At 68.3% G+C, this 22455-nt stretch carries 18 protein-coding genes; 11 read left to right on the plus strand and 7 right to left on the minus strand.

The window, feature by feature from the left end:
- Window positions 1–353: 353 nt before the first annotated feature.
- Both HC031_RS26445 and HC031_RS26450 read left to right on the plus strand, forming a co-directional pair.
- Window positions 354–1787: a DEAD/DEAH box helicase gene (locus HC031_RS26445; RefSeq protein WP_167928139.1), complete on the plus strand. Its 1434-nt coding sequence runs from the start codon at window positions 354–356 to the stop codon at window positions 1785–1787.
- Between the two features lie 393 nt (window positions 1788–2180).
- Window positions 2181–2516: an STAS domain-containing protein gene (locus HC031_RS26450; protein WP_167928140.1), complete on the plus strand. Its 336-nt coding sequence runs from the start codon at window positions 2181–2183 to the stop codon at window positions 2514–2516.
- A 72-nt stretch (window positions 2517–2588) separates the two neighbouring features.
- Here HC031_RS26450 and HC031_RS26455 read toward each other — a convergent pair whose 3' ends face one another.
- The 6 genes from HC031_RS26455 to HC031_RS26475 form a co-directional block, all read right to left on the minus strand.
- Window positions 2589–3110: a PxKF domain-containing protein gene (locus tag HC031_RS26455; RefSeq protein ID WP_205863278.1), complete on the minus strand. Its 522-nt coding sequence runs from the start codon at window positions 3108–3110 to the stop codon at window positions 2589–2591.
- The gene (locus HC031_RS32660) at window positions 3056–4477 is read right to left on the minus strand and encodes a PKD domain-containing protein (protein ID WP_205863279.1); all 1422 of its coding nucleotides are present in this window, start codon (window positions 4475–4477) and stop codon (window positions 3056–3058) included. Before HC031_RS32660 ends, HC031_RS26455 begins: the two co-directional genes overlap by 55 nt.
- Window positions 4435–4812, minus strand: a complete 378-nt coding sequence (locus tag HC031_RS26460) for a C39 family peptidase (RefSeq protein ID WP_167928142.1) — start codon at window positions 4810–4812, stop codon at window positions 4435–4437. Before HC031_RS26460 ends, HC031_RS32660 begins: the two co-directional genes overlap by 43 nt.
- 230 nt (window positions 4813–5042) lie before the next feature.
- Window positions 5043–5894, minus strand: a complete 852-nt coding sequence (locus HC031_RS26465) for a FadR/GntR family transcriptional regulator (protein WP_167928143.1) — start codon at window positions 5892–5894, stop codon at window positions 5043–5045.
- Between the two features lie 10 nt (window positions 5895–5904).
- Window positions 5905–6828, minus strand: coding sequence for an LD-carboxypeptidase (locus HC031_RS26470; protein WP_167928144.1), 924 nt, complete (start codon window positions 6826–6828; stop codon window positions 5905–5907).
- A 44-nt stretch (window positions 6829–6872) separates the two neighbouring features.
- On the minus strand, window positions 6873–8312 hold the full coding sequence (locus HC031_RS26475) for a leucyl aminopeptidase family protein (RefSeq protein WP_167928145.1): 1440 nt from the start codon (window positions 8310–8312) through the stop codon (window positions 6873–6875).
- Window positions 8313–8467: 155 nt separating this feature from the next.
- Here HC031_RS26475 and HC031_RS26480 point away from each other — a divergent pair, with 155 nt between their 5' ends.
- From HC031_RS26480 to HC031_RS26515, 8 genes are all read left to right on the plus strand, one after another.
- Complete coding sequence (locus HC031_RS26480; RefSeq protein ID WP_167928146.1) at window positions 8468–10108, plus strand: ABC transporter substrate-binding protein; 1641 nt, start codon at window positions 8468–8470, stop codon at window positions 10106–10108.
- 23 nt (window positions 10109–10131) lie between these two features.
- Window positions 10132–11097: an ABC transporter permease gene (locus HC031_RS26485; RefSeq protein WP_167928147.1), complete on the plus strand. Its 966-nt coding sequence runs from the start codon at window positions 10132–10134 to the stop codon at window positions 11095–11097.
- Window positions 11098–11120: 23 nt separating this feature from the next.
- Window positions 11121–12038 (plus strand): ABC transporter permease subunit, encoded by a 918-nt coding sequence (locus HC031_RS26490; protein WP_205863280.1) that lies wholly within the window; start codon window positions 11121–11123, stop codon window positions 12036–12038.
- Window positions 12035–13012, plus strand: coding sequence for an ABC transporter ATP-binding protein (locus HC031_RS26495; RefSeq protein ID WP_167928149.1), 978 nt, complete (start codon window positions 12035–12037; stop codon window positions 13010–13012). The genes HC031_RS26490 and HC031_RS26495 overlap by 4 nt, the downstream gene beginning before the upstream one ends.
- Window positions 13009–14010 (plus strand): ABC transporter ATP-binding protein, encoded by a 1002-nt coding sequence (locus HC031_RS26500; protein WP_167928150.1) that lies wholly within the window; start codon window positions 13009–13011, stop codon window positions 14008–14010. Before HC031_RS26495 ends, HC031_RS26500 begins: the two co-directional genes overlap by 4 nt.
- The gene (locus tag HC031_RS26505) at window positions 14007–15338 is read left to right on the plus strand and encodes a M20 family metallopeptidase (RefSeq protein ID WP_167928151.1); all 1332 of its coding nucleotides are present in this window, start codon (window positions 14007–14009) and stop codon (window positions 15336–15338) included. Before HC031_RS26500 ends, HC031_RS26505 begins: the two co-directional genes overlap by 4 nt.
- A 158-nt stretch (window positions 15339–15496) precedes the next feature.
- Window positions 15497–16582 (plus strand): threonine synthase, encoded by a 1086-nt coding sequence (thrC, locus tag HC031_RS26510; RefSeq protein WP_167928152.1) that lies wholly within the window; start codon window positions 15497–15499, stop codon window positions 16580–16582.
- Between the two features lie 101 nt (window positions 16583–16683).
- Window positions 16684–19236: a transketolase-like TK C-terminal-containing protein gene (locus HC031_RS26515; RefSeq protein ID WP_240943060.1), complete on the plus strand. Its 2553-nt coding sequence runs from the start codon at window positions 16684–16686 to the stop codon at window positions 19234–19236.
- A 180-nt stretch (window positions 19237–19416) separates the two neighbouring features.
- Here HC031_RS26515 and gabT read toward each other — a convergent pair whose 3' ends face one another.
- Window positions 19417–20766 carry a 4-aminobutyrate--2-oxoglutarate transaminase gene (gene gabT, locus HC031_RS26520; RefSeq protein ID WP_167928153.1) on the minus strand — a complete coding sequence of 450 codons (1350 nt, stop codon included), beginning with the start codon at window positions 20764–20766 and terminating at the stop codon, window positions 19417–19419.
- 103 nt (window positions 20767–20869) lie between these two features.
- On the opposite strand from gabT, the gene HC031_RS26525 reads away from it, so the two are divergent.
- Window positions 20870–22405, plus strand: a complete 1536-nt coding sequence (locus HC031_RS26525) for a PucR family transcriptional regulator (protein ID WP_167928154.1) — start codon at window positions 20870–20872, stop codon at window positions 22403–22405.
- Window positions 22406–22455 lie beyond the last annotated feature (50 nt).

Here is a 22455-nt window from a genome sequence, read left to right on the forward strand (position 1 = left end):
GTCGTCCAGGACTGCGCGGCCGGCGTACCGGTAGCGGACCCGGTAGTGCGGGCCGTGTTGTTCCATCCACGCCATGGCGCACCTCCACACGGGATCTGGCGGCGGCCCGGCTTGGCCGTTACCGCTTCGACGCAGGCGCGGCGCGCTGGCCGGGGTGGCGCTGGCGTTCGGCTCCGACTCGCCGGGAGGAGATGGCCGTCCACGGACCGCCGAGGGCGTTTACCCGGGTACGCGTATAATGAATCTACGGTTCGCACAGTTCTGCCTCGAGCCGTCTTCGGTGTCGACTCCATCGCGCCGCGACCGTTCCGGTCTGCGCCGGGCAGGACGACCCTTTAACGTTCGGAGATTTCATGGCGGCCCGCCGCCCTCACACCACACCTTCGCCCTCATCCACCACGTTCGCCGACCTCGGCGTGCCTGCTGTCCTGACCCAGGCGCTCGCCGCCGCCGGGGTCACCACGCCGTTCCCGATTCAGGCGGCGACGCTGCCCGACGCGCTGGCCGGGCGCGACGTGCTCGGCCGGGGCCGGACCGGCTCGGGCAAGACCTACGCGTTCGTGCTGCCGGTGCTGACCCGGCTGGCGGCCAGTGGCTCGCCGCGACGGCCCGGCCGGCCACGGGCGCTGATTCTGGCACCCACCCGCGAGCTCGCCACCCAGATCCAGGCGTCGATCGCGCCGCTGGCCGAAGCCCTGTCACTGCGGACGCTGACCATCTTCGGCGGGGTCGGCCCGAACCCCCAGATCGCCGGCCTACGCGCGGGCGTGGACATCCTCGTGGCCTGCCCCGGCCGGCTCGCCGACCACGTGAAAACCGGCCACGCGTGTCTCGACGCCGTCGAGATCACCGTGCTCGACGAAGCTGACCACATGGCCGACCTCGGCTTTCTCCCCGTCGTCCGGCGGCTGCTCGACCAGACCCCGAAATCCGGGCAGCGGCTGCTGTTCTCGGCGACGCTGGACGCCGGCGTCGACGTCCTCGTGCGACGATTCCTCACCAACCCGGTCACCCACAGCGTCGACTCGGCGCAGTCCCCGGTCGCGGCGATGTCACACCACGTGCTGCACGTACACGACGACGACCGGTTCGAAATCCTGCTGGATCTCGCCGCCGCGCCAGGTCGCACGGTGGTGTTCACCCGCACCAAACACAGGGCGAAGACCCTGACGCGCCGACTGGTCGCCGCCGGGGTACCGGCGGTGGAGCTGCACGGCAACCTGGCCCAGAACGCGCGCACCCGCAACCTGCTGGCCTTCTCCGACGGCACCGCGACCACGCTGGTGGCCACCGACATCGCCGCCCGCGGCATCCACGTCGACGACGTCAGCCTCGTCATCCACGCCGACCCCCCGGTCGAGCATAAGGCGTACCTGCACCGATCCGGCCGAACCGCCCGCGCCGGCGCCGAAGGCACGGTCGTGACGCTCATGACCGACGACCAGGTCGCCGAGGTGGGCCAACTGACCCGCAAGGCGGGCATCACGGCGACCACCACCCGGCTGCGCCCCGGCGACCCGCTGCTGACGCAACTCGCTCCGGGCGAGCGGTCGTTCGTCTCGCCACCGGCCGATGATGCGACCCCGAAGGACAAGCCGCGACAGGGCCGCGTCGGTCGCAACGCGAAGCCACGCGCCGCGGCGCGGAGCACCGTCAGGTCGGCGACGCCGGCAGACTCGACAAACGGCCGTGGCGGCGGTACCGCGACGGTGGTGCCCGCCCGGCCCTCGGGCGCTGCGGCGTTCTCCGCACGTAGCCGGGTCGGCGCCCGCCGAGGCGGACGCTGACGCGTATCTGCTCCGCCCCTCCCGGGGGCGGACACGCGCCGTCCGTACTGCCGGCCACTCCTGATGGCGATGGAGAAAGCACGGCGCGGTTCCCGAGCCCCGCCTTCTTGCATTGCTGTCGGGTGGGCCCGGCGAGACGGGCCAGACCTGCCGCACACGTGGCTGGTGCTCCTGGCCTCGGCCGCGAAGCCGATGTCATCGTCACCGATGAATTGCGTGTCGCGATCGGCTGGGCCGTATCCGAGGTCGCATGTAGCGTGGTGGGCGACAGCGCCATGTCGAGGCGGCATACCGAGCAATCGGAGCTTTCCCAGGGTCTTGCCTTCCCGGCGTCGCGCGGCGTCCGCCGTGCGGCAACTTCAATCCCGGCCATCACCGGGGAAGGCGGAAAGCATGATCCCCGATCACTTCTTCGTACCCGAGCCGCTGCGCATCACCAGCGCGACGACCTCGGACGGCATGGTTCGCGTGCGGGTTGGCGGCGAGATCGACATGGCCACCATCGCCCCGTTGTCCGAGGTGCTGACCGTCTTGATCGCCACGCGCCCGAGGGCGATCGAGGTTGATCTCGCCGATGTCCGGTTCATGGACTCCAGCGGTGTGAAGGCGCTGGTACGTGCCCACCGCAGCGCATCCGCGGGCGGTTGTCGGGTGCGGGTCACCCGGCCGCAGTCGACCGTCGACCGGGTGCTGCGCATATGCGGGCTGGCGGAGACGTTGGGCTTGTGACTGCGGCTTTCGCTCGATGGCCGGTGCCGCCGCTGACCGTCGTCGAAGGACAGCCAGCGGCGGCAACGCCGTTCAGCGGAACTGGTAGACCACCCGGTGCTCGGTACCGTCCTTCAGCTTGAGAACCAACGTGCGGGTCGTGCCGGCCCACGCCTTGTCGGTCTTCCACACCCACTGGTAGCGGCCGGTTCCGCTTCTGGTGAGGGCGCTGTTTCCGGGCGTCTCCGCCGGGACGGCCGGCCCGGTCGACGAGCCGTCGGCCCTACTGGGCACGCTGACCGGCGGCGCCGAGAAGGCGTCCATTCCGTATTCGCCCTTGACCGTGAAGACGACCGGGATCGCCCGACCGGCGTTGACCGTACCGCCCTGCTCGGCGATGGGCCGCTCGACCACGGTGATCACCGCCCAGTCCGGAACCGACCGGCGAGCGCCGTCCGACACCGTCAGCGACACCAGGTACAGGCCCGGCTGGTTGAGGGTGATGGTCGGGCGTACATCGGTGTTGGGATTCTGGGCGTCGGGCAGGTCCCAGGAGTACGTCAGGGGCGCCCCGGTCGGTGAGGTCGACTTGCCGTCGTCGAGCTGCAACGGCATGCCGGCGGCCACCGTGTACGGGCCACCCGCGACGGCCACCGGCCCGGCGTCTCGGCGTTTCCGGCAACATCGACGGCCCGGCTGCGCACCCGGTAGCCGCACTTGGGCAGGTCGCCCCCGGACGGCAGGTGATTGGCGATGCTCCAGCGGCCGTCCGGCCCGCTCGTGACGGATGCGGGCAGCCACCGCTCACCGGCGACCCACGCCGAGCCGTCCCAACTTTTGCCGTCGGCGGTACGGGTCAGCGACACCTCGACCGATTTCGCGCCGGCCGTCGTGCCGGACACCGAACCGGCCAGGATGCCCAGCCCGGCGGTCGAGCCACCGGCGAGTGGGGTGGTGACGCGCGAGACCGGCGGTACCGTGTCGACGCCCACCACCATGCTGGCCGGGGCCGACCGGTTACCGTCGCGGTCGACGGCCCGCACGGTGACGGTGGTCGCACCCTCGGCGGCGATCCGTAGGTTCACCGGCCCACCGCCGTCCACCGTGGTCTCCGGCACGGTCGTCGCGCCGGTTGCCTGGTAGGTCATGCTCCGCACGCCACGGTCGCTGTCGGTGGCCGATACGGCCACGTCGAAGGCGTCCCGGTGGAACGGGCCGTCCGCCGGTGCGATCTGCACGGTGGGCGGGTACTCCTCGGTCGGCGCCACGCTGACGTGCCGGGTGACACTCCGACTCGCCCCGCCGTCGTCGGTGACCGTGAGGCGCACGTCGTACTCGCCCGGTGCCTGGTAGCCGTGGCTCGCTCTGCGTCCGTGTCCCGTCGAGCCGTCGCCGAAGTCCCACGCCCAGTCCACGATCCGGCCGTCGGCGTCGAAGGACGACGGGGCGTCGACCTGGAGGTCCTGGGCGGTGACGATCCGTTCGGGGGCGGTGAACACCGCTTCGGGCGTGAACTGGGGCACGGTGGTGGTCGTCGTCGTACCGTCGGCGGCGCGTACGGCCTCCACCTTGACGGTCCCGCCGGCCGTCACGCTGCCGCTTATGGTGGCGCGCCGAGTGGCGGTGTTCCCGCCCTCGTCGGCGAGCGTGAGCGCGAAGTCGCCGCCGGTCACGCCGTCCACCTCGTACCGGTAGGTGCCGGCGCGCGGATCGGCGACGTACAGCTTCTCGGGGTCCCGGCCCATCGGGGTGTCACCGGTGAGCGACGCACCGGTCATCGCCCGGTACGAGAAGTCCCGGCCGGACACGTCGTACACCTGGGTCGCGGCGTTCCAGCCGGCGCGGCGGCCGTCCGGCCGGGTGACGGAGAGGTGGTAGTCGGCGGTGGGCGCCGCGGTGCGCAGCGTGCCGGTGCCGGTCGGGGCCGGCACGCCGAGCGTCAGGTAACTGGCCCGGCCGTACGACTTCTCGAACGTGAGCACATAGAGGATCGAGTCTTCCAGTCCTTGTAGGACTCGTTCATGGCCGGCCTGACAGCGCCCTCCTGGGCGTCGGCGCCGCGCGACCACGCCGGGTCGACGGCGAGGAACCGCCGGTTCGTCGGGTTGTACCCGACGATGATGTTGCCGTGCCCGGCAACCTTCGGGTTGCCGTTGTCGTCCTTGGCCGGGGCGGCGCGCATCACGGCTACGGGCCGTCCGGCGTCCAGCTCCGAAATGATCAGCTTGCGGAGTTTGTCGTCGAGCCCGCCCTGGCCGGGCGTGTCGTGCGACACGAACACCAGACCGGTTGGAGCGGAGATGCGCTCTCCGTTCATCTCGACCTCGCGCGCGGCACCGATGTCGGACAGGCCCCACGGTTCGGTGGTGGCTCGTTATCCCTTGTCGGCTGGCCGTTGCCGGCGCGCGGGCGTCAATCGGTGGGGGAGCGGAATGGGAGCAAGCGACGGGTGCACGGGCGCGTCGCGGCCATGAGGCGTAAGTGGACGGTGTCCGCTCAGCGTTCCACGGGGCGAGTAGCGCAGGTCGGGACTTCCGCTGCCGTGGTTCAGCGGTGCCGGGTCGGGCCGCTGGCGCCGGGCCGACGGTGGACCGACGGAATGGTGGGCCGATTCGCCTTCTCCTCCGGACTGAGCGAGTCGAACCAGGTGGCAACCTCCTCGATTTCCCGGAGGTGTTCATCCATGACCGATTTGATGCGGCTCTCGCTCCGGCTGCGAAGAGCCGCGAGCGTCGCCTCATGAATGTGGACCGTGTGCTCGAAGTCCGTGTAGCTCTCGTCGAATCCATCAAGCACGATTGCCAACTGCTCCATCAGCTCGTGCGAATAGACGGCGAGAGGTTCGTTGTCCGCTGCCTTCGCGATGGTGTAGTGGAACAGGTCATTGGCGTGTACCCAGTCCGCGGGTCGCCCGCGTGCCGGCTCGAGCAGGTCGATCGCTCGCTGCAGCTCGGCGAAGTGCTCCTCGGTGGCGTGGAGACCTGCCAATCGTGCCAGCTCCATCTCGATAACGCGGCGAGCCTCAGCGAGTTGGCGCAAGGGTACGTCGAAGCGGCGTCCAGAGAGTCGCATCAGATCGGTTGGGATGGCGGAAGATATGACCTTGGTGCCACCGGTGGCACCTCTTCTCGTCTCCACGACCCCGTATGTAGCTAGAACGCCCAGCGCCTCTCCGACGGTCGGTCGGCTCACGTTCATCTGTCGTGCGAGCGCCTCGACCGTGGGCAGACGGCTACCCACCGGATAGATCCCGGCACGGATCACGTAGGTCAGCTGATCGACGACTTCCTGGAAGGCGCGCGAAGCGTTGATTGGGTAGAACGCAGCGAACGCCTGGTCCTCAACGCTCCGGACCACATCGTCGTGTGGAGGTTGCTTCTTGGGCCGGTCGACTGCCATTTCCCGCTTCCTAATCTGCCTGTGCTGACCGCGCAGTCAGGCCTGACTCCTCGATGATAAGCTCCTGTTTGCCGGCATCGAGCGTGGCCCGCACCCCCAGTGGAATGGTGGCAAGGCTGGTGCCGTGGCCCAACGGCAACCCGTAGAGGACGGGCACTCCCAACGGCGACAGATAGTGCTCAAGCACGTCCTCGAGGGACTTGGTGCTCGGATACGATGCGCGGTCGCGTGCCCAGTCGCAGCCCGCCATCTGTCCGACCACCACACCGGCAACCTGCTGAAGCTTTCCCGCGTGAGTCAGCTGCGCGAGCATGCCGTCGATCTGCCAGGTAGGGACGTTGACCTCCTCGAAGAAGAGCAGCGCGCCGTCGGTCGCGACCTCCCAGGGGGTGGCGAGCGTCTCTCGCAACTCCCACAGGTCACCGCCCACCAACGGGGCGGTCACCCGGCCTCCGTGCAAGGTCAAGAGGAACGGATCGTCGGGGTCGGCGGGAACCGGGCCCTGCCCACCGTCGCGCAGAACGCTGATGAGTCGATCCTGCGTGAACGAGGTCGCCTCGGGGGCGCTCATGGCGATGAGGCCGGGCCCGTAGAAGGTTACAAGGCCCGTGCGCTGTCGGATGGCCACGTGCAACGACGTGATGTCCGAGTAGCCGATGAGCGGCTTGGGGTTGGCCGCGATGACGTCGTAGTCCAGAAAGGGCAGTAGATGGTTGGACCCGTAGCCACCCTGAAGGCACTGGATAGCGTCGATCTGCGGGTCTTCGAAGCATGCCATGAGATCGCGCGCTCGGCCCTCGGCGGATCCCGCGAGATACCCGTCACGAGCGGCGATTCCTTCGGCGACCTTGACTCGGTAGCCACGGGATTCCCAGAACTTGATGCCACGCAGTAGCTGAGACCGGTTGTGATACGGGGTGGCAGGGGCTGGCACGCCAACCACACCGCCCTGGGGGAGTGCCGGAGCGAGCAACGTCCTCACTGAACACCCCCGCGCTCGCCGCGCCCGACGAGGAAGTTCATCAGTGCCCGTGTCGGCGATCCCGTGGCCCCGGCGGGCCAACGGTCCGTGCTGGCGTGAAAGGCCGTGCCCACGACGTCAAGGTGGGCCCAGGGGAAGGCGTCCACGAAGGAACTGAGATATGCGGCGGCAGCCAGCGTGTCCACCCGCGCGTGATCGAAACTGTAGTTCTTGAGGTCGGCAACGGTGGAGTCCAGGTGGCGTGTCATGGCTGCCAGGAGAGGCAGGCGCCATCCCGGCTCTCCCGCTCGATCACCGGCCTCGAGTAGTTCGTTCGCCAGCCCGTCTTCGTTGGAGAAGAGCATCCACAGGTCTCCGCCGAGCAGGGCTGAGGTCAGGGTCGCGACGTCGACCACCGCGGCCGGGTTGAACGTGGCCGCGTAGGCGAGGGCGTCCGCGAGGAGTAGGCGTCCTTCGGCATCAGTGTTGGTCACCTCGGTCGTGCGCCCGTTGGGGTGGCGCACCACATCGCCTGGGCGGATGGCTGTGCCGCTGGGCATGTTCTCGACCAGGAGCAGGAGGGCCGTCACGTTCACCGGTAGCCCGCGACGGGCCGCCCCCACGACGGCCGCGGCGACCGCGGCCGCGCCGCCCATATCGGCTTTCATCCACGACTGGGTCCGGTCGTTCTTGATCGACAGCCCGCCGGCGTCGAACGTGACCCCCTTGCCGATGAGGACGATCGGCGATCCCTCGCCGGCCCGCAGGGTGAGTTCGACGAGCCTGGGCTCGTTGGCGCTGCCTCGGCCCACCCCCAAGGTTCCTCCGAAGCCGTGTTCCGCGAGCGTTTCGGGTGACCACACGCGGGTCTGAACGCCGACCGCCGCGGCCGCCTCCACGATCGTCGACGCCAGGACCGTGGGAGTCTTCTCGCCGGGCGGCGTATCGACCAGCCGGCGGGCCCAGTTGGTCATCTCGGCCAGCGCCGCCGCCCTCTCGACCTCGGCGCGCGTGTCCGCCAACGACTGTTCGCTCAGCGCGGGGGCCACGAGCACCGCGTGCGTCGGCGCGTCGGGCGTACCCGGGCCGGCCGTGTTGAAGCGGTAGGCGCCCAGCAGGATGCCCTCGGCAGCGGCTGGGAGGTGCGCACCAACGATGACCGCGACCTTGCCGCGCAGGCGGCCCTTCGCCGCGGCCGAGAAGAGGGCCTCGCGGACTGCTCCAGGTCCGGACTCATCGGGATACACCAGAAGCACGTCAACGGCTGACTGCGTCGAGGCCAGGCGCAGCAGGTCGGTGGTCTGATCTGCCCTGGGGTGGGAGAGCTCATGGGCGGCCAGGGCCTGAATCTCGGCTGGCAAGGCGCTCGCCAGGTGCTCTACGGGCACCGACTTGTCGATCACGACCGCGACCAGATCTGTCTGCGGAGGCAGCTGACGCTGCACTACTACCTGCACGTTTGCTCCCGAGTGAGTTGTCGCGCGCCGGGCCGGCTAACTTCAATAATCCAAACATAAAAGCTATTGACTTTTCAAGGCCCGGCCGACATCGTACGACGTGACGCCGGGCCAGCGGTCCCGACGGAGCCCACCTCGACGCTGAGGAGAATCGCATGAAGCGCAAGCGGTCGACCGCCTGTACCGCCGCCGCAACGGCTCTACTGCTGTTGAGCGCTTGTAAGGGCGCCGGCGCCAGTGAACGCGCGAGCGACGGGGTGCTGAGGATCGGGGACACAGGGTCGACCATCAGCACCCTCAACCCGTTCGTCGCGTCCAACGTCTTCGAACTCGCGATCTTCAGGTACGTGTACCCGCACCTCGTGCAGTACGGCACCGGGTCCGAGATCGAGGGCGACTTCGCCAGCTCGTACGACGCGTCCGCCGACGGACTTACCTGGACCTTCCACACACGGCCCGGTGCCAAGTGGAGCGACGGCAAAGATCTGACGGCCGAAGACGCGGCGTGGACCTTTCAGCAGATCCTGGCCCACAAGGACGGTCCCACCGCGCGCCTGGCTTCCTACCTCCAGCACGTCACGAAGGTCGAGGCCGGTGGCAAGGATGAATTGACGGTCACTCTTGACGCCCCCCTCGCGACGGCGCTCTCCCAGATCAGTCAGGTTCCCATCCTTCCCCGTCAGGTGTGGCAGGAGCCCCTGTCGGGTGACGCGAGTCAGTTGAAGAACTTCACGAACGACGCACCCCTGGTCTCTGGTGGTTCGTTCATCCTCACCGACCAGAAGAAAGGCGCCTTCGCGCTCTTCAAGGCGAACTCCAACTTCTATGGCCGCAAGCCGAAGCTCAAAGGCTTCGGGCTTCAGTTCTTCGGCAGCGCCGACGCCATGGTCACCGTGCTGCGACAGGGGCAGATCGACGTTGCCTACGACGTACCGGCGACGGCGGCCAAGACATTGAAGGCCGAGCCCTCATTGGACCTACTCACCACCTCCGGCATGGATGAGGACTTTCTGATCTTCAACTCGAGCAGCGGGCAGCGCGCGCACCCAGAACTGCTCGAGCCAAAGGTCCGCGAGGCGTTCCACCTGGCGATCGACCGCAAGAAGCTCGTCGACGTCGTGACGCTCGGCATGGGCGCCGCGGCAACGTCCGTCATCCCCCCGTCCCTGGCCCCCTGGTACGACCCGGCGACGGGGGCAGAGGGCCTCGACGTGGCCTCGGCCAACTCGATCCTCGATGGCCTGGGGTTCGCACGAGGCAGTGACGGCATTCGTATCGCGAACGGTCACCCGATGGCCTACGAGCTGCTACAGCCGACCGGCCTCACGGGTCACGACCGTGTGGTCGACCTGGTGCGGGCGGATCTCGCCGCGATCGGTGTGAAGGTAACTCCCAAGATCGTCGACGGTGACGCGTTCGGCCAGCTGCTCGTGACTCCCAGCGAAAAGGCACCGTCGTACGACCTGGCGATGGACGACTGGGTCTCCAAGCGGGACCCGGACTTCATGCTCTCGCTCTTTACCTGCGCACAGATCGGCAACCGAAACGAAGGGGCCTACTGCTCCCAGGACTACGAGGCGCTGTACAACCAGCAGGCCACCACGTTGGACTCTGGCGCGCGACGTGACGCCGTCGTGAAGGCGCAGCAATTCCTCGACAAGGAAAAGCCGTGGATCCCGCAGTTCGCGAACCCGAACATCATCGCCGTCAACAAGAAGGTCAAGGGCTTCAACGGCTCTCCCTTCGTCATCGACCACACGTCTCGGCACCAGATCGACGACGTGCGGCTCGGCTGACCCGTCGGTCCAAAGGAGCCATGATGCCCGCAGCTCTGGCATTTCTGTTGCGCCGTGTGGCGGTCGCCGTAGTCACCGTCTTCGTGGCCGTCAGTGCCAACTTCTTTCTCTTTCGCGCGGTTCCCGGCGATGCGGCCAGCGTCGTCAAAGTTCCCGGCATGACGGCTGAGCAGCGCCAGCAGATCCGCGCGGAGTTCGGACTCGACAAGCCGCTGCCCAACCAGTACCTCAGCTACCTGCGGCAACTGACCCACGGGAACCTCGGTATCTCGTTCGAGAACCGCAAGCCGGTGGCGGCGAACCTGGCCGAGGCCGTCGTGAACACCATGCCAATGGTTGTCGTGGGGACGCTGATCGCATTGGTCATAGGATTCGCGACGGGTCTATTTGGCGCGTGGCGGCGGGGAACCGCTGTCGACGCGGCTGGTCTCGGCACCGCATTGGCGTTCTATGCGATGCCGGCCCAGTGGCTGGCGCTGATGCTGATCCTTCTGACCAATGGTCTATTCCCCTCCGGGGGCATGAGCGACGTCTTCCTGGTCGACGCCGACTTCTGGACGATGATGCGCGACCGCATCGCGCACCTCCTGCTTCCCGCGTTGACCTTCGGCCTCGCCTCGTACGGCCAGTACGCGGTCATCATTCGATCATCGATGCTTGAGACGCTCGGTGAGGACTACGTCCTCACGGCCCGCGCGAAGGGATTCAGCAACTGGGCAGTCGTGCGTCGGCACGCCTTGCGTAACGCCATGCTGCCGATCACGACGCTCATCGCGCTGTCCCTGGGCACGCTGATGGCAGGGGCGATCCTGATCGAGACGGTGTTCTCCTGGCCAGGAGTCGGCCTGGCGATCTACGGAGCGGTACGGGCCCGCGACTATCCGATGCTGCAGGGAGCCTTCCTGCTGCTGACCTGTTCCGTCATCTTGTGCAACCTGCTCGCAGACACGCTCTATCTACGCCTCGACCCAAGGATTCGCACCGCATGAGCGCTACTACAACCCTTGCGTCCGTGGCAGCGCCAACGAGCCAGCCCACCCGGCCACGCCGGCTCCTCGCGAGCGTGCGCCGTCGCCCGGCCGCTGTCGCCGGAGCGACGATCCTGGCGACCTTTGTGATCCTCGCCCTGGTCGGTCCGTTACTGACGCCCTACGGAGTACACCAGCGGGTGGGCGAGGTGTACGCGCACCCGTCCGCGGCTCACCCGCTGGGTCTGGACGACGCCGGGGTCGACATGCTCACCCTGCTGATCGCCGGGACCCGCGTGTCGTTGTTCGTCGGCTTCGCCGCATCCGTGGTGAGTGTGATCGTCGGTGGAAGCATCGGGGTGCTCGCGGGCTACGCGGGCGGCTGGGTCGACGGCGCACTGATGCGCCTGACGGACTACATGATCGTCGTTCCCGCCCTGCCGCTCATGATCGTCGTCGCGACGGTGTGGGGACCCAGCGTCGTGCACATGGTGCTGGTCATCGGACTGTTGATGTGGACGTCCACCGCGCGGCTGCTACGCGCCCAGGTGCTGAGCCTCCGGGAGCGCGCGTCCGTCCGACGTGCGAGGGCGATCGGCTGCGGTCACTGGCGAATTGCCTTCCGGCACATCGTTCCCGAGGTCTATGGACTGCTGGGAGCGACAACGGTGCTAACCGTATCCGTGGCGATCTTCTACGAGGCGGCGCTGTCCTTCCTGGGACTCGGTGATCCGGGCACCGTCTCCTGGGGTCGGCTCATCGAGATGGCGTTTGAGCGTACGGCGATCAGCAGCGGCGCCTGGTGGGCGATCGTGCCTCCCGGCGTCTGCGTGGCGCTTGTGGTGCTCGGCAGCAGCCTGCTGGGAAACGCCCTGCAGGACGCCGCCAATCCCAGAGCTGCCATCGCCCACGTATCACCCCGTACGTTCCGCGTGCGCGCCGAGCGGGGGGACCGGCGATGACGTCTGCACCCCAACCCCTGGTCGACGCGCGTGACGTCAATGTCTGGTTCGACCTCCCGGACGGACGCGAGCTGCACGCCGTGCGCGGTGCGGATGTGAGGGTCAACTCGCGCGAGAAGCTCGGCATCGTTGGCGAATCCGGATGTGGCAAATCGACCCTTTTGATGGCGCTCATGGGATTGCTCCCCGCGACGGCAAGCGTCTCCGGACGAATCGAGGTGATGGGCGCGGACCTGCTTGCTGGGGGCGAACGGGCCTTCCGCGCCCACCGATGGAAAGACCTGGCGATCGTGTTCCAAGGCGCCATGAACGCCTTGAATCCGGTGATCCGAGTGCAGCGGCAGATTGTCGAGGCGCTCGAGTTGCATGAGGTCGCCTCGGGAATGGCAGCCGTGCACCGGGCAAGCGACCTGGTTCGCCTGGTCGGGCTGCCGGAAGGTGTTCTGCGCAAGTTCAACCACGAACTCTCCGGGGGCATGCGCCAGCGCGTCTCCTTGGCAATGGCCCTGGCGTGCGATCCGCGCGTGCTGCTGGCAGACGAACCCACGACCGCGTTGGACATGATGGTGGCAGCGCAGGTGCTTGCCCTGATCGACCGGCTCACCCGCGAGCTGGACCTCGCTTTGGTACTCGTCACCCACGATCTGCCGTTGGTCACGCGCACGTGCGACCGCATCCAGGTCATGTACGCCGGGACGGTCGTTGAGTCCGGGACGCCCGCGGACATCTACCACCAGCCCCAACACCCCTACACGCGACTGCTGTTCGCAGCGACCGCGGACGTGCACTCCGACGGGCCGGATCCGGTGACCATTCTCGGGGCGCCTCCCCGGCTGGACCAGGTCGTTCCAGGCTGCGCGTTCGAACCTCGCTGTCCGCACAGCCAAGCCCGATGCGCGACTGATGTCCCGCAACCGCAGTCGGCCGGCAAGGGGCGCTCGTGGGCTTGTCACTACCCCGGGGAGAGCACATGACCGACGACCAGCGTGAGCTCCTTCGCATCGAAAACGTCGTCACGGCCTACGGTCGTGGGGCTGGCGTACGTGCGGTCGACGACGTGTCCTTGACCCTGCGGAAGGGTGAGCTTCTCGCCGTCATCGGTGAGTCCGGGAGCGGAAAGTCCACGCTGGCGTTGACCGCCCTGCGCCTCTTGGAGCCCCGGTCCGGGCGGGTGTTCTTCGGTGGCGAGGACATCACGCACGCGACCCAACGTGCGCTGAAGCCGACGCGACGCCGGATGCAGGTGGTCTTCCAGGACCCCTACGAGTCCCTGGATCGCCGCTTCCGGGTCCGGCAGATCATCGAGGAGCCACTGCTCGTACACGGACTCGGCGCCAACCGTGCCGAGCGGTTGGAACGGGTGCACGCGGCCCTGGAGCGGACCGGGTTGTCGCCGGCGCCGCTATTCGCCAATCGGTTTCCGCACCAGCTCTCGGGGGGCCAACGTCAGCGGGTCGCCATCGCGGCGAGCCTGGTGCTCGAACCCGAGCTGCTGATCGCGGATGAACCCGTCTCGATGCTCGACGTGTCGGCCCGGGCAGGGGTCTTGTCGCTGCTCGACGGATTGCGGCGGGACGGTGACATGGCTGTCTTGATGATTACCCACGACCTGGCCGTGGCAGCGCACTACGCCGACCGTATCGCGGTGATGTACCTCGGGCGGGTGGTCGAAGAGGGCCCGGCGCACAAGGTCGTGCGCTCGCCCGTCCATCCCTATACGCGCGCCCTGCTGTCCGTGGTTCCCCCGAAGGATCCGCTCGCGCCGTTCCACCCGCAGCTGCTCGAAGGCGAGATACCACCGCTGACCGCTGTGCCGGCGGGTTGCAGATTCGCTTCGCGCTGCCCGGACGTCGCGCCCGTCTGCGCGACGGTCGACCCGCCGCTGATGGACATCGGCGGGAGGCACTCCGTGGCTTGCACCCGCGCGACACGTCAAGCCGCCACGCCGGCCCACCAAGGAGCAGCAGAATGACAGCCACACCCCGCAGCATGCCGCGTCCGTACGAGGCGTTCCTGCCGACGCTACTCAACGAGGCATCCGAGCAGGCGCGCCGGGCGGAGGCGGTGGTCTCACCGCACCCGGGCGCACCGCAGGACCTGACCGATCGGATCGAGCGGTACGTGGGCGACCTGGGCGCAGACATCGTGGGCCTGTCGCACCAGGTCTTCGACCATCCCGAACTGTGTTTCGAAGAGCACGAGGCCGCCGCGGCCGTCGCCCGCCTCGTTCGCTCGCACGGCCTCGCCATCGAGGTCGGATCGTTCGGCCTGCCGACTTCATTCCGCGCCCGCGTCGGCAACGGCCGGCCGGCGGTGGCCATCCTGGCCGAGTACGACGCGCTGCCTGACATCGGGCACGGCTGCGGCCACAACGTCATCTGCGCGAGTGCGGTGGGGGCGTTTCTCGCCCTGGCTCGGGTGGCGAGCGAGCTGCCGGGCAGCGTCGAGCTGATCGGCACTCCCGCAGAGGAGGGCGGATCGGGCAAGGTACTCATAGCGCGGGCCGGCGGATTCGACGGAATCGACGCCGCGATGATGATCCATCCCGGTGTCTATGACGTCGGTACCTACCCGCCGCAGGGGATGCGCACCGTCAACGTGGTGTACCAGGGCCTGGAGGCGCACGCGGCGGCCATGCCGTTCATGGGGCGTAACGCCTTGGACGCCGTGGTGGCCGCGTACTCGGGCATCTCGCAGCTTCGGCAGCACATGCTCCCCAGCGACCGGATCCACGGCGTCATCCTGGAGGGGGGACGCCGGCCCAACATCGTGCCAGGTAGGACCGCGGCCTCCTTCTACGTCCGTTCCCGTCGTACCGAGACCATGCGCGAACTGTCCAGCCGGGTCCAGCAGATCTTCGAGGCCGCGGCGCACATGACCGGCACGAGTGTCGACGTGGAATGGGACCCGTACCCGGAGGAACAGCCGGTCCGCACGAACCGCGTCCTGATGGAGCGCTATGCCGTGAACATGGCGCGGCGCGGACGCGCCGTACTGGGCCAGCAGGCGTTGGAGGTTCCCCTCAACGGGAGCACCGACTTCGGCAACGTCAGCCACCTGGTACCCGGCATCCACCCGGTCGTCGCGATGGCGACCCCGGGGGTCGCCTGCCACTCACGCGAGTTCGCCGCTGAGGCACGCGGTCCGAGGGGCGATCGGGCGGCTCTGGACGGGGCCTTCGCGCTCGCGTCCACGGCGGCGGACTTTCTCCACGATGCCGCCATGCGTGCCGCGGCGATGGCGGAGTTTACAGCGGCGGGCGAGTGCGTTCCCGTACAGACTTCGGAGGGCAAGGAATGAGCGACTATCAACTCAGATGCGTGGAGTGCGCGGCCGTGTATCCGGCCGACTTCACCGGCGATGTGTGCACCGAGCACCCGGGTCTCGAGGGCATCCTGTCGGTGGAGTACGACTGGGGGGCCGCCGGGCCCGCTCCGCAGGCGCCGCTGAGCGGCCCGGTGGACACCCTGCGCCGCTACGCGGACCTGCTTCCGTTGTCACCTGGGGCACTCGACGAACTGCCCAAGGGCTGGCTCTCTCCCACCCCGCTCATCGACGCTCCTGCGATGGCAAAGGCCCTTGGCGTCGGATCACTGCGCATCAAGGACGAGGGGCGCAACCCTACCGGATCATTGAAGGACCGTAGCTCGACGCTGGCGGCACTGCACGCCATGAGCTCCGGGCAACGAGACCTGGCCTGCGCATCGACGGGCAACGCCGCCTCGAGCCTCGCGGGTATCTGCGCCAACCTCGGGCTGACCGCGCACATCTTCGTGCCGGATGGCACCCCGACTGCCAAGCTCGACCAGTTGCGTATGTTCGGTGCCGACGTGCTGATCGTGCGTGGCAGCTACGACGACGCCTACTACCTGTGCCGCGACGCGGCCAAGGAGTTCGGCTGGTATGACCGCAACTGCGCGACAAACCCATACCTTGTCGAGGGCAAGAAGACGTGCGGGCTGGAGCTGGCCGAGCAGATGGCTGCCGAACCGGCGGACTGGGTGAGTGTCGCGGTCGGCGACGGTTGCACCGTCACCGCAGTACACAAAGGACTCACCGAGATGGTCCGGCTGGGAGTGATTCCGAGGTTGCCGCGCATCCTGGGGATCCAGCCGGAGGGCGCCTCGCCCATCGCGCTCGCGTTCCAGGAGGACAGCGACCAGGTGCGTCCCCAGGTGGTGTCGAGCACGGCCGACAGCATCTCGGTCGGTCGCCCGCGCAATGCACTACGTGCGCTACGGGCGGTGCGCGCCTCGGGCGGAAGCCTGCAGACGGTTACCGATGAGGAGATGTTGAGCTGGCGCGAACGGTTGGCCGGGGCCTCCGGGATCTTCGCCGAAGCCGGAGCCGCGGCGGGCATCGCCGGACTGAGCAAGGCGGTTGCCGCGGGTCTCGTTGGGCCGGACGACCGCGTGGTGCACATCGCAACCGGTACGGGGCTGAAGGACGCGGGCCGGATCAAGGCGTCCCAGACTCAGTTCCGGTACGTGGACCCCACGATGGAGAGCACGCGGCAGGCCCTCGGTCGCCCCTCACCGGTCTGACAACAGCCTCTTCCGATCTCATCAGCTGAGCCGGCCCATCGGACAGCGGGCACGATGTCCCGTGCCGTTGGGCACCTACCAAGAGACCCACACCCTGGGTCATGCCCTTTCACCGCCGCGGGGTGCCCTCTCGCCTGCGGCGACTCGACAACAGCGCGCACTCGGCCGAATCGTGGCATCGATACAGCCGTAGTGAGCAGAACTGGTTCAAGATGAACATGATTCCGGACGATATTCTGACCAAGCCGGCGACCGTCGCTTCGTCCTGGGCGACCGCGCGACTCGGGGAGCGTGACCCCGGCTCCACACCGGCGACGCCTGTGGGGCCGAATGCTGCGGCGCCAGAGCGGGTCGATCTCGAAACACTGGACGCCATCCAGCGACGTGTACTGTGGCTGTCGTCTGCAATCGTCGACGCTGCCAACCACGGCCGGCCCAACGCGTCGGGCCTCAAGGTCGGCGGACATCAGGCATCCAGTGCGTCCATGGTCAGCATCATGACTTCGCTCTGGTTCGCCGAGCTGACGGCCGCGGACCGGATCTCGGTGAAACCTCATGCGTCGCCGGTGTTGCATGCCATCAACTATCTCCTCGGTGACCTGGACGGGTCCTACCTGACGACGTTGCGGGCCAGGGGTGGCCTTCAGAGCTACCCCAGCCGGACGAAGGACCCCGACACCGTCGACTTCTCCACGGGCAGCGTCGGCATCGGCGCGACCGCACCACTGTGGGCGGCCATCGCCCACAGGTACGTACGGTCCCACTTCCCGCAGACCCCGGCGCCGGGCCGCTGGATCAGCCTGCTTGGAGACGCTGAACTGGACGAAGGCGCGGTCTGGGAGGCGGTCGCAGACCCGCAGGTATCGCGCCTCGGTGAACTGCTGTGGATTGTCGACCTCAACCGGCAGTCGCTGGACAGGGTGGTCCCGGATATTCAGATCGCCCGGTTGCAGGGTATGTTCGCCGCAGCCGGCTGGGAAGTGCTCACCTGCAAATGGGGCCGACGGCTGCAGGCCCTCTTCAACGAGCCTGGTGGCGACGACCTTCGGGTACGTCTCGAGTCAATGAGCAACGAGGAGTATCAACGACTCCTACGCACGCCGGACGACCAGATTCACTCTCGACTTCTGGCCGACAATGTCAACAGCACCGCGCTGAAGGGATTGGTTGACGGCCTCGACGGGGCCGGTCTCGCCGCTGCTGTCCGCGATCTCGGTGGCCATGACCTGCAGCAGCTGCTGAACACCTATCGCGCCGCCTCTGCCGAACGGCCCACCGTGGTCTTCGCCTACACCATCAAGGGATGGGGCCTTCCGACCGAAGGGCACCCTAACAATCACTCTGCTCTCTTGTCTCCGAGCCAGATGCTGGAGCTGGCACGTGACCTTGGGGTCGACCCCGCGGACCCATGGGCACCGCTCCCTGTCGGCTCGGAGGAGGCCGAGCTCTGCGCCCGGACCGCCCGCCACCTTGCCCGTCCGGTCGTTGCGACGACAGCGGTACCGTCGCTGCCGACCGCGCTGGGGCGTCGTCACAAGGGTACGGTCTCGACGCAGGCTTCCCTGGGGCGTTTCCTGCTGGACCTGCGCCGCGCCGCACCGGAGGTCGCGCGGCGCGTGGTCACCTTGAGCCCCGATGTGGCCTCCTCAACGAACCTTGGTGGATGGATCAACCAGACCGGTGTGTGGTCCGTCGGCGAGCGCCATGACTGGTTCGCCGACGACAACGAGCGGTTGCTCAGGTGGGTTGAAGGCACGCAGGGTCAGCACATCGAACTTGGAATCGCCGAGACGAATCTGGTTGGGCTCGTCGCTGAACTCGGTGCCACGTGGAGTCGGTCGGGCCAACCGTTGCTTCCTATCGCCACCCTGTACGACCCGTTCGTTTCGCGGGCGCTCGAGCCCTGGTCCTTCGGAATCTACGCCGGTGGACAGTCCATTTTGGTCGGTACCCCGGCCGGGGTGACCCTGGCTCCCGAGGGCGGCGCGCACCAGTCGATAACCACCCCGTCCATCGGTCTGGAACAGCCCGGTTGTACGGCGTGGGAGCCCGCGTTCGCGCAGGACCTCGAATGGTGCATGCTCGCGGCACTGGGCGACATCGGTAAACCCGGTGGCACGTCGGCGTACTTCCGGCTGTCGACCCGACCCGTGGACCAGGGCCTGGCGGAGCATCCCGACGACGAGTTGCTCCTCGAGCGGCGGCGGCGCAATGCCGTCGCCGGCGGGTACCGCATCACCCCGTACGACCCCACCGAGCATGTCACTCTGGTCGGTGTCGGCGCGATCATGCCCGAAGTACTGAGCGCCCGCAGGCGCCTGGTCGAACTCGGCGTGAATGCCGGCGTGGTGTGTTTGACGAGCCCAGACCTGATTTTCCGCGCCTTCCAACGGCGTACCCGCGGCTCGAAGACCGGACCGGACTCGAGCATCCTTGAGACCATCTTTCCCCGGAGCAGACCAACTCCGCTGGTCACCGTTCTGGACGGACACCCCCACACACTGGCTTTCCTGGGCGCAATTCGTGGGGATGAGATCGTCTGCCTCGGGGTCACGGAGTTCGGCCAGTCCGCGGATCTGGACGATAGCTATGCACTGCACGGAATCGACGTCCGATCGATCGTCGAGGCAGCGTTGGACCTGATCAAACGTTGACCCGGCCCTACTCCCGGGACAGCGCCCACCGACGACTTCACCGCAGCGGTGCTGGACCGTCTCGGGTGAGGCTGGCCGGGCGACCACGCCCGGCCGGTGCGGTGACCGGGGGCCGGCAGAGCCTGCCCGACGGGAAGCCCCGGCGGCTCCGCCGGCACCCGGTCGTCGTCGGCCGCCTGCTCAGGCGGTTGCCGCGAACGCCTCGGCGAGCACGTCCATCCCCTCGGCGAGGAGCTGTTCACCGATCACCAGCGGCGGCAGGAACCGAAGGACGTTGCCGTAGGTGCCGCAGGTCAGGGTGACCACGCCGTGTGCGTGGCAGTACGCCGAGACGGCTGCCGTCCTGGCCGCGTCGGGCGTGCGGCCGTCCGGGCCGACCAGTTCGATGGCGACCATTGCGCCCCGGCCGCGGATGTCGCCGATCGTCGGGTGGCTTTCGGCCAGCTTCTCCAGCCGGCTGACCATCAGGTCTCCGATGCGGCGTGCGGCCGCGTTCAGGTCCTGGCTCTGCATGACCTCGATGGCGCCGAGCGCGGCGGCGCAGGTGACCGGGTTGCCGCCGTAGGTTCCACCGAGCCCGCCGGAGTGGACGGCGTCCATGATCTCGGCGCGGCCGGTGACCGCGGCGAGGGGTAGCCCGCCGGCGATACCCTTCGCGGTCGTGATCAGGTCGGGCACGACGCCCTCGTGGTCACAGGCGAACCAGGCGCCGGTGCGGCAGAAACCGGTCTGGATCTCGTCGGCGACGAAGACGACGCCGTTGTCGCGAGCCCAGTCGGCGAGCCGGGGAAGGAACCCGTCGGCGGGTACGACGAAACCACCCTCGCCGAGAATGGGTTCGATCACGATGCACGCCACGTTGGCCGCGCCGACCTGCTTGTCGATGAGGTCGATGGCCCGGTCGGCGGCCGCGCTGCCGGAGATGGCGCCCGGTTCGCGGAACGGGTAGGACATCGGTGCCCGGTAGATTGCGCTGGCGAAGGGGCCGAAGCCCTGCTTGTAGGGCATGTTCTTCGCGGTCATCGCCATGGTCAGGTTCGTGCGTCCGTGGTAGGCGTGGTCGAAGACGACCACGGCGTCCCGGCCGGTGTACGCCCGGGCGATCTTCACGGCGTTCTCGACCGCCTCCGCTCCGGAGTTGAGCAGAACCGACTTCTTCGCGTGGTCGCCAGGGGTCAGTTGCGCGAGCTTTTCGCAGACGTCGACGTAGCTGTCGTACGGGGTGACCATGAAGCAGGTGTGGGTGAACGCCCGTACCTGGTCGGAGACCCGGGCGGCGACGGGCGGAGCGGCGTTACCGACGGACGTGACGGCGATCCCCGAGGCGAGGTCGATCAGCGAGTTGCCGTCCACGTCGCGCAGCACGCCACCGCCGGCCGCCTCGATGAATACCGGCAGGGTGGTACCGACACCACCGGCGACGAACTGCTGACGGCGGGCGAAGCGTTCCCGTGACACGGGACCAGGGATTTCGGTGACGAGGCGGCGCCGCTGGGGCAGTTCGGGCCCGCCGACGATCGGGTTTGACATGCCGACACCGTAGGTGACACCACGATCGGCGGCTTCGGCCGACGTGTACAAATAGTCAGGTATCCTATGTACATGTTGGATAACGCAAGCCGGTGAGGTGGCGATGCCTGCGACTCTCGGCGCCCTGCTGGCCAATCCACACCTCGGCTTGCGGCTGCTGACCGATCCGGGCGCGGACTCGGTCGCGCTCGCGGCGCCGATCCGGTGGGTGGCCACCAGCGAGCTCGTCGACCCTACGCCGTACCTGCAGGGTGGTGAGCTGCTGCTGACCACCGGCCTGCGGCTACCCCGGGGCAAGGCCCAGGTCGCCGCCTACGTGGACCGGCTCCTCGACGCCGGCGTCGTCGGCGTCGGCTACGGGGTCGGACTCGTCACCGCGACGGTACCGGCCGCGCTCGTACGGGTAGCCGGCGAGCGGGGCCTGCCGCTCATCGAGGTCGACCAGCCGACCCCGTTCATCGCGGTCAGCAAGGCGGTTTCCGACCTGCTCACCGCCGAACAGTACGCCGAGGTGACCCGGGGATTTACCGGGCAGCAGGCGCTGACCCGGGCGGCGGTCACCGGCCGGGCGGCCGGGGTTGTCAGCCGGCTCGCGGCGACTCTCGACGGGTGGGCCGCCCTCCTGGAACGCGACGGCCAGGTCCGGTACGCCTCTCCCGCCTCGGCGCGCCCCTCGGCTGCTGCGGTGACCGGCGAGCTGAACAGGTTGCGGGGACGCCGGCACGCCGCGCTGGCGTTGGTACAGGGTGACTCGCATGTGGTCGTCCACCCGCTGACCCCTTCGTCGGGCGGCCGCGGGTTCCTCGTCGTGGGCATCGACCACGCGCCGGGCGCCACGGACCGCTCTTTGATCAACGTCGCGACCGCGCTGCTCTCCCTCGACCTGGAGCAGGCGAAGATCGAGCAGACCGCGGCCCGGTCGGCTGCGCTGCTGCGGCTGCTGTTGGATGGGATCCAGCTCACCGAGGAGGTCCTCATCGGACTCGGGGGCTCCCTGCTCGCCAGCCAACCGCTCCTGGTCACCGCGTTCGCCGGTGAAGCGGCTGCCATCGGCGAACTTCTGCGCGACCTCCTGACCGGGCTCGGAGACCACGTGCTGGCAGCCGTCGTGGACGGCGACCTGATCGCCATCACGGCCAGTCGCGACGGCCAGGACTTCCTGATGCGCTCGGTTCCCGATGGAGGTGGCGTCGCGGTCGGCACCAGCCGCGCATCCCGGGCCGCTGAGGTCGCGGAGGCGATCCGCCACGCCCGTCAGGCCGCCGCGAGTGCCCGGCACTTCGTGCCGGCGGTGCTCGACTACGACCAGATCCGCACAATGAGCGCGGTCAACCTGGTCGAGCTACCCGCGCTGTCGGCCTACACGGACAGCCTGCTGGGACCGCTCGACGAGTATGCCCGGGCCAGCGGGATCGACCTGGTGGCGTCCCTGGGGGCCTGGCTGGAACACCACGGACAGTACGACCCCGCGGCCGTTTCCCTGCAGATCCACCGGCACACCCTCAGATACCGGGTGCAGAAGGCCGAGGCGCTGCTCGGCCGCGACCTGACGACCGCCGACGCCCGGATGGAACTGTGGTTCGCGATCACCGCCCGGCGGCAGCGATTGTCCACTCCGGCCAACCAGACAGGCAGGTGAGCGCCACCGCGAACAGTGGTGATTTCCTCGGTTCTGCCTACCGTGACAGC

Origin of the sequence: Planosporangium thailandense (assembly GCF_011947195.1) — a bacterium.
GTDB classification, from domain to species: domain Bacteria; phylum Actinomycetota; class Actinomycetes; order Mycobacteriales; family Micromonosporaceae; genus Planosporangium; species Planosporangium thailandense.

Bases quoted from the DNA above. Each gene is read 5' to 3' on its own strand.
- HC031_RS26465 (WP_167928143.1), bottom strand. From the start codon at position 5,894: ATGGCAGTCGACCGGCCCAAGAAGCAACCTCCACACGACGATGTGGTC.
- HC031_RS26455 (WP_205863278.1), bottom strand. From the start codon at position 3,110: ATGCCGTTGCAGCTCGACGACGGCAAGTCGACCTCACCGACCGGGGCG.
- HC031_RS26450 (WP_167928140.1), top strand. From the start codon at position 2,181: ATGATCCCCGATCACTTCTTCGTACCCGAGCCGCTGCGCATCACCAGC.
- HC031_RS26480 (WP_167928146.1), top strand. From the start codon at position 8,468: ATGAAGCGCAAGCGGTCGACCGCCTGTACCGCCGCCGCAACGGCTCTA.
- HC031_RS26525 (WP_167928154.1), top strand. From the start codon at position 20,870: ATGCCTGCGACTCTCGGCGCCCTGCTGGCCAATCCACACCTCGGCTTG.
- HC031_RS26460 (WP_167928142.1), bottom strand. From the start codon at position 4,812: ATGAACGGAGAGCGCATCTCCGCTCCAACCGGTCTGGTGTTCGTGTCG.
- HC031_RS26505 (WP_167928151.1), top strand. From the start codon at position 14,007: ATGACAGCCACACCCCGCAGCATGCCGCGTCCGTACGAGGCGTTCCTG.
- gabT (WP_167928153.1), bottom strand. From the start codon at position 20,766: ATGTCAAACCCGATCGTCGGCGGGCCCGAACTGCCCCAGCGGCGCCGC.
- HC031_RS26485 (WP_167928147.1), top strand. From the start codon at position 10,132: ATGCCCGCAGCTCTGGCATTTCTGTTGCGCCGTGTGGCGGTCGCCGTA.
- HC031_RS26500 (WP_167928150.1), top strand. From the start codon at position 13,009: ATGACCGACGACCAGCGTGAGCTCCTTCGCATCGAAAACGTCGTCACG.
- HC031_RS26515 (WP_240943060.1), top strand. From the start codon at position 16,684: ATGCCCTTTCACCGCCGCGGGGTGCCCTCTCGCCTGCGGCGACTCGAC.
- HC031_RS26495 (WP_167928149.1), top strand. From the start codon at position 12,035: ATGACGTCTGCACCCCAACCCCTGGTCGACGCGCGTGACGTCAATGTC.
- HC031_RS26445 (WP_167928139.1), top strand. From the start codon at position 354: ATGGCGGCCCGCCGCCCTCACACCACACCTTCGCCCTCATCCACCACG.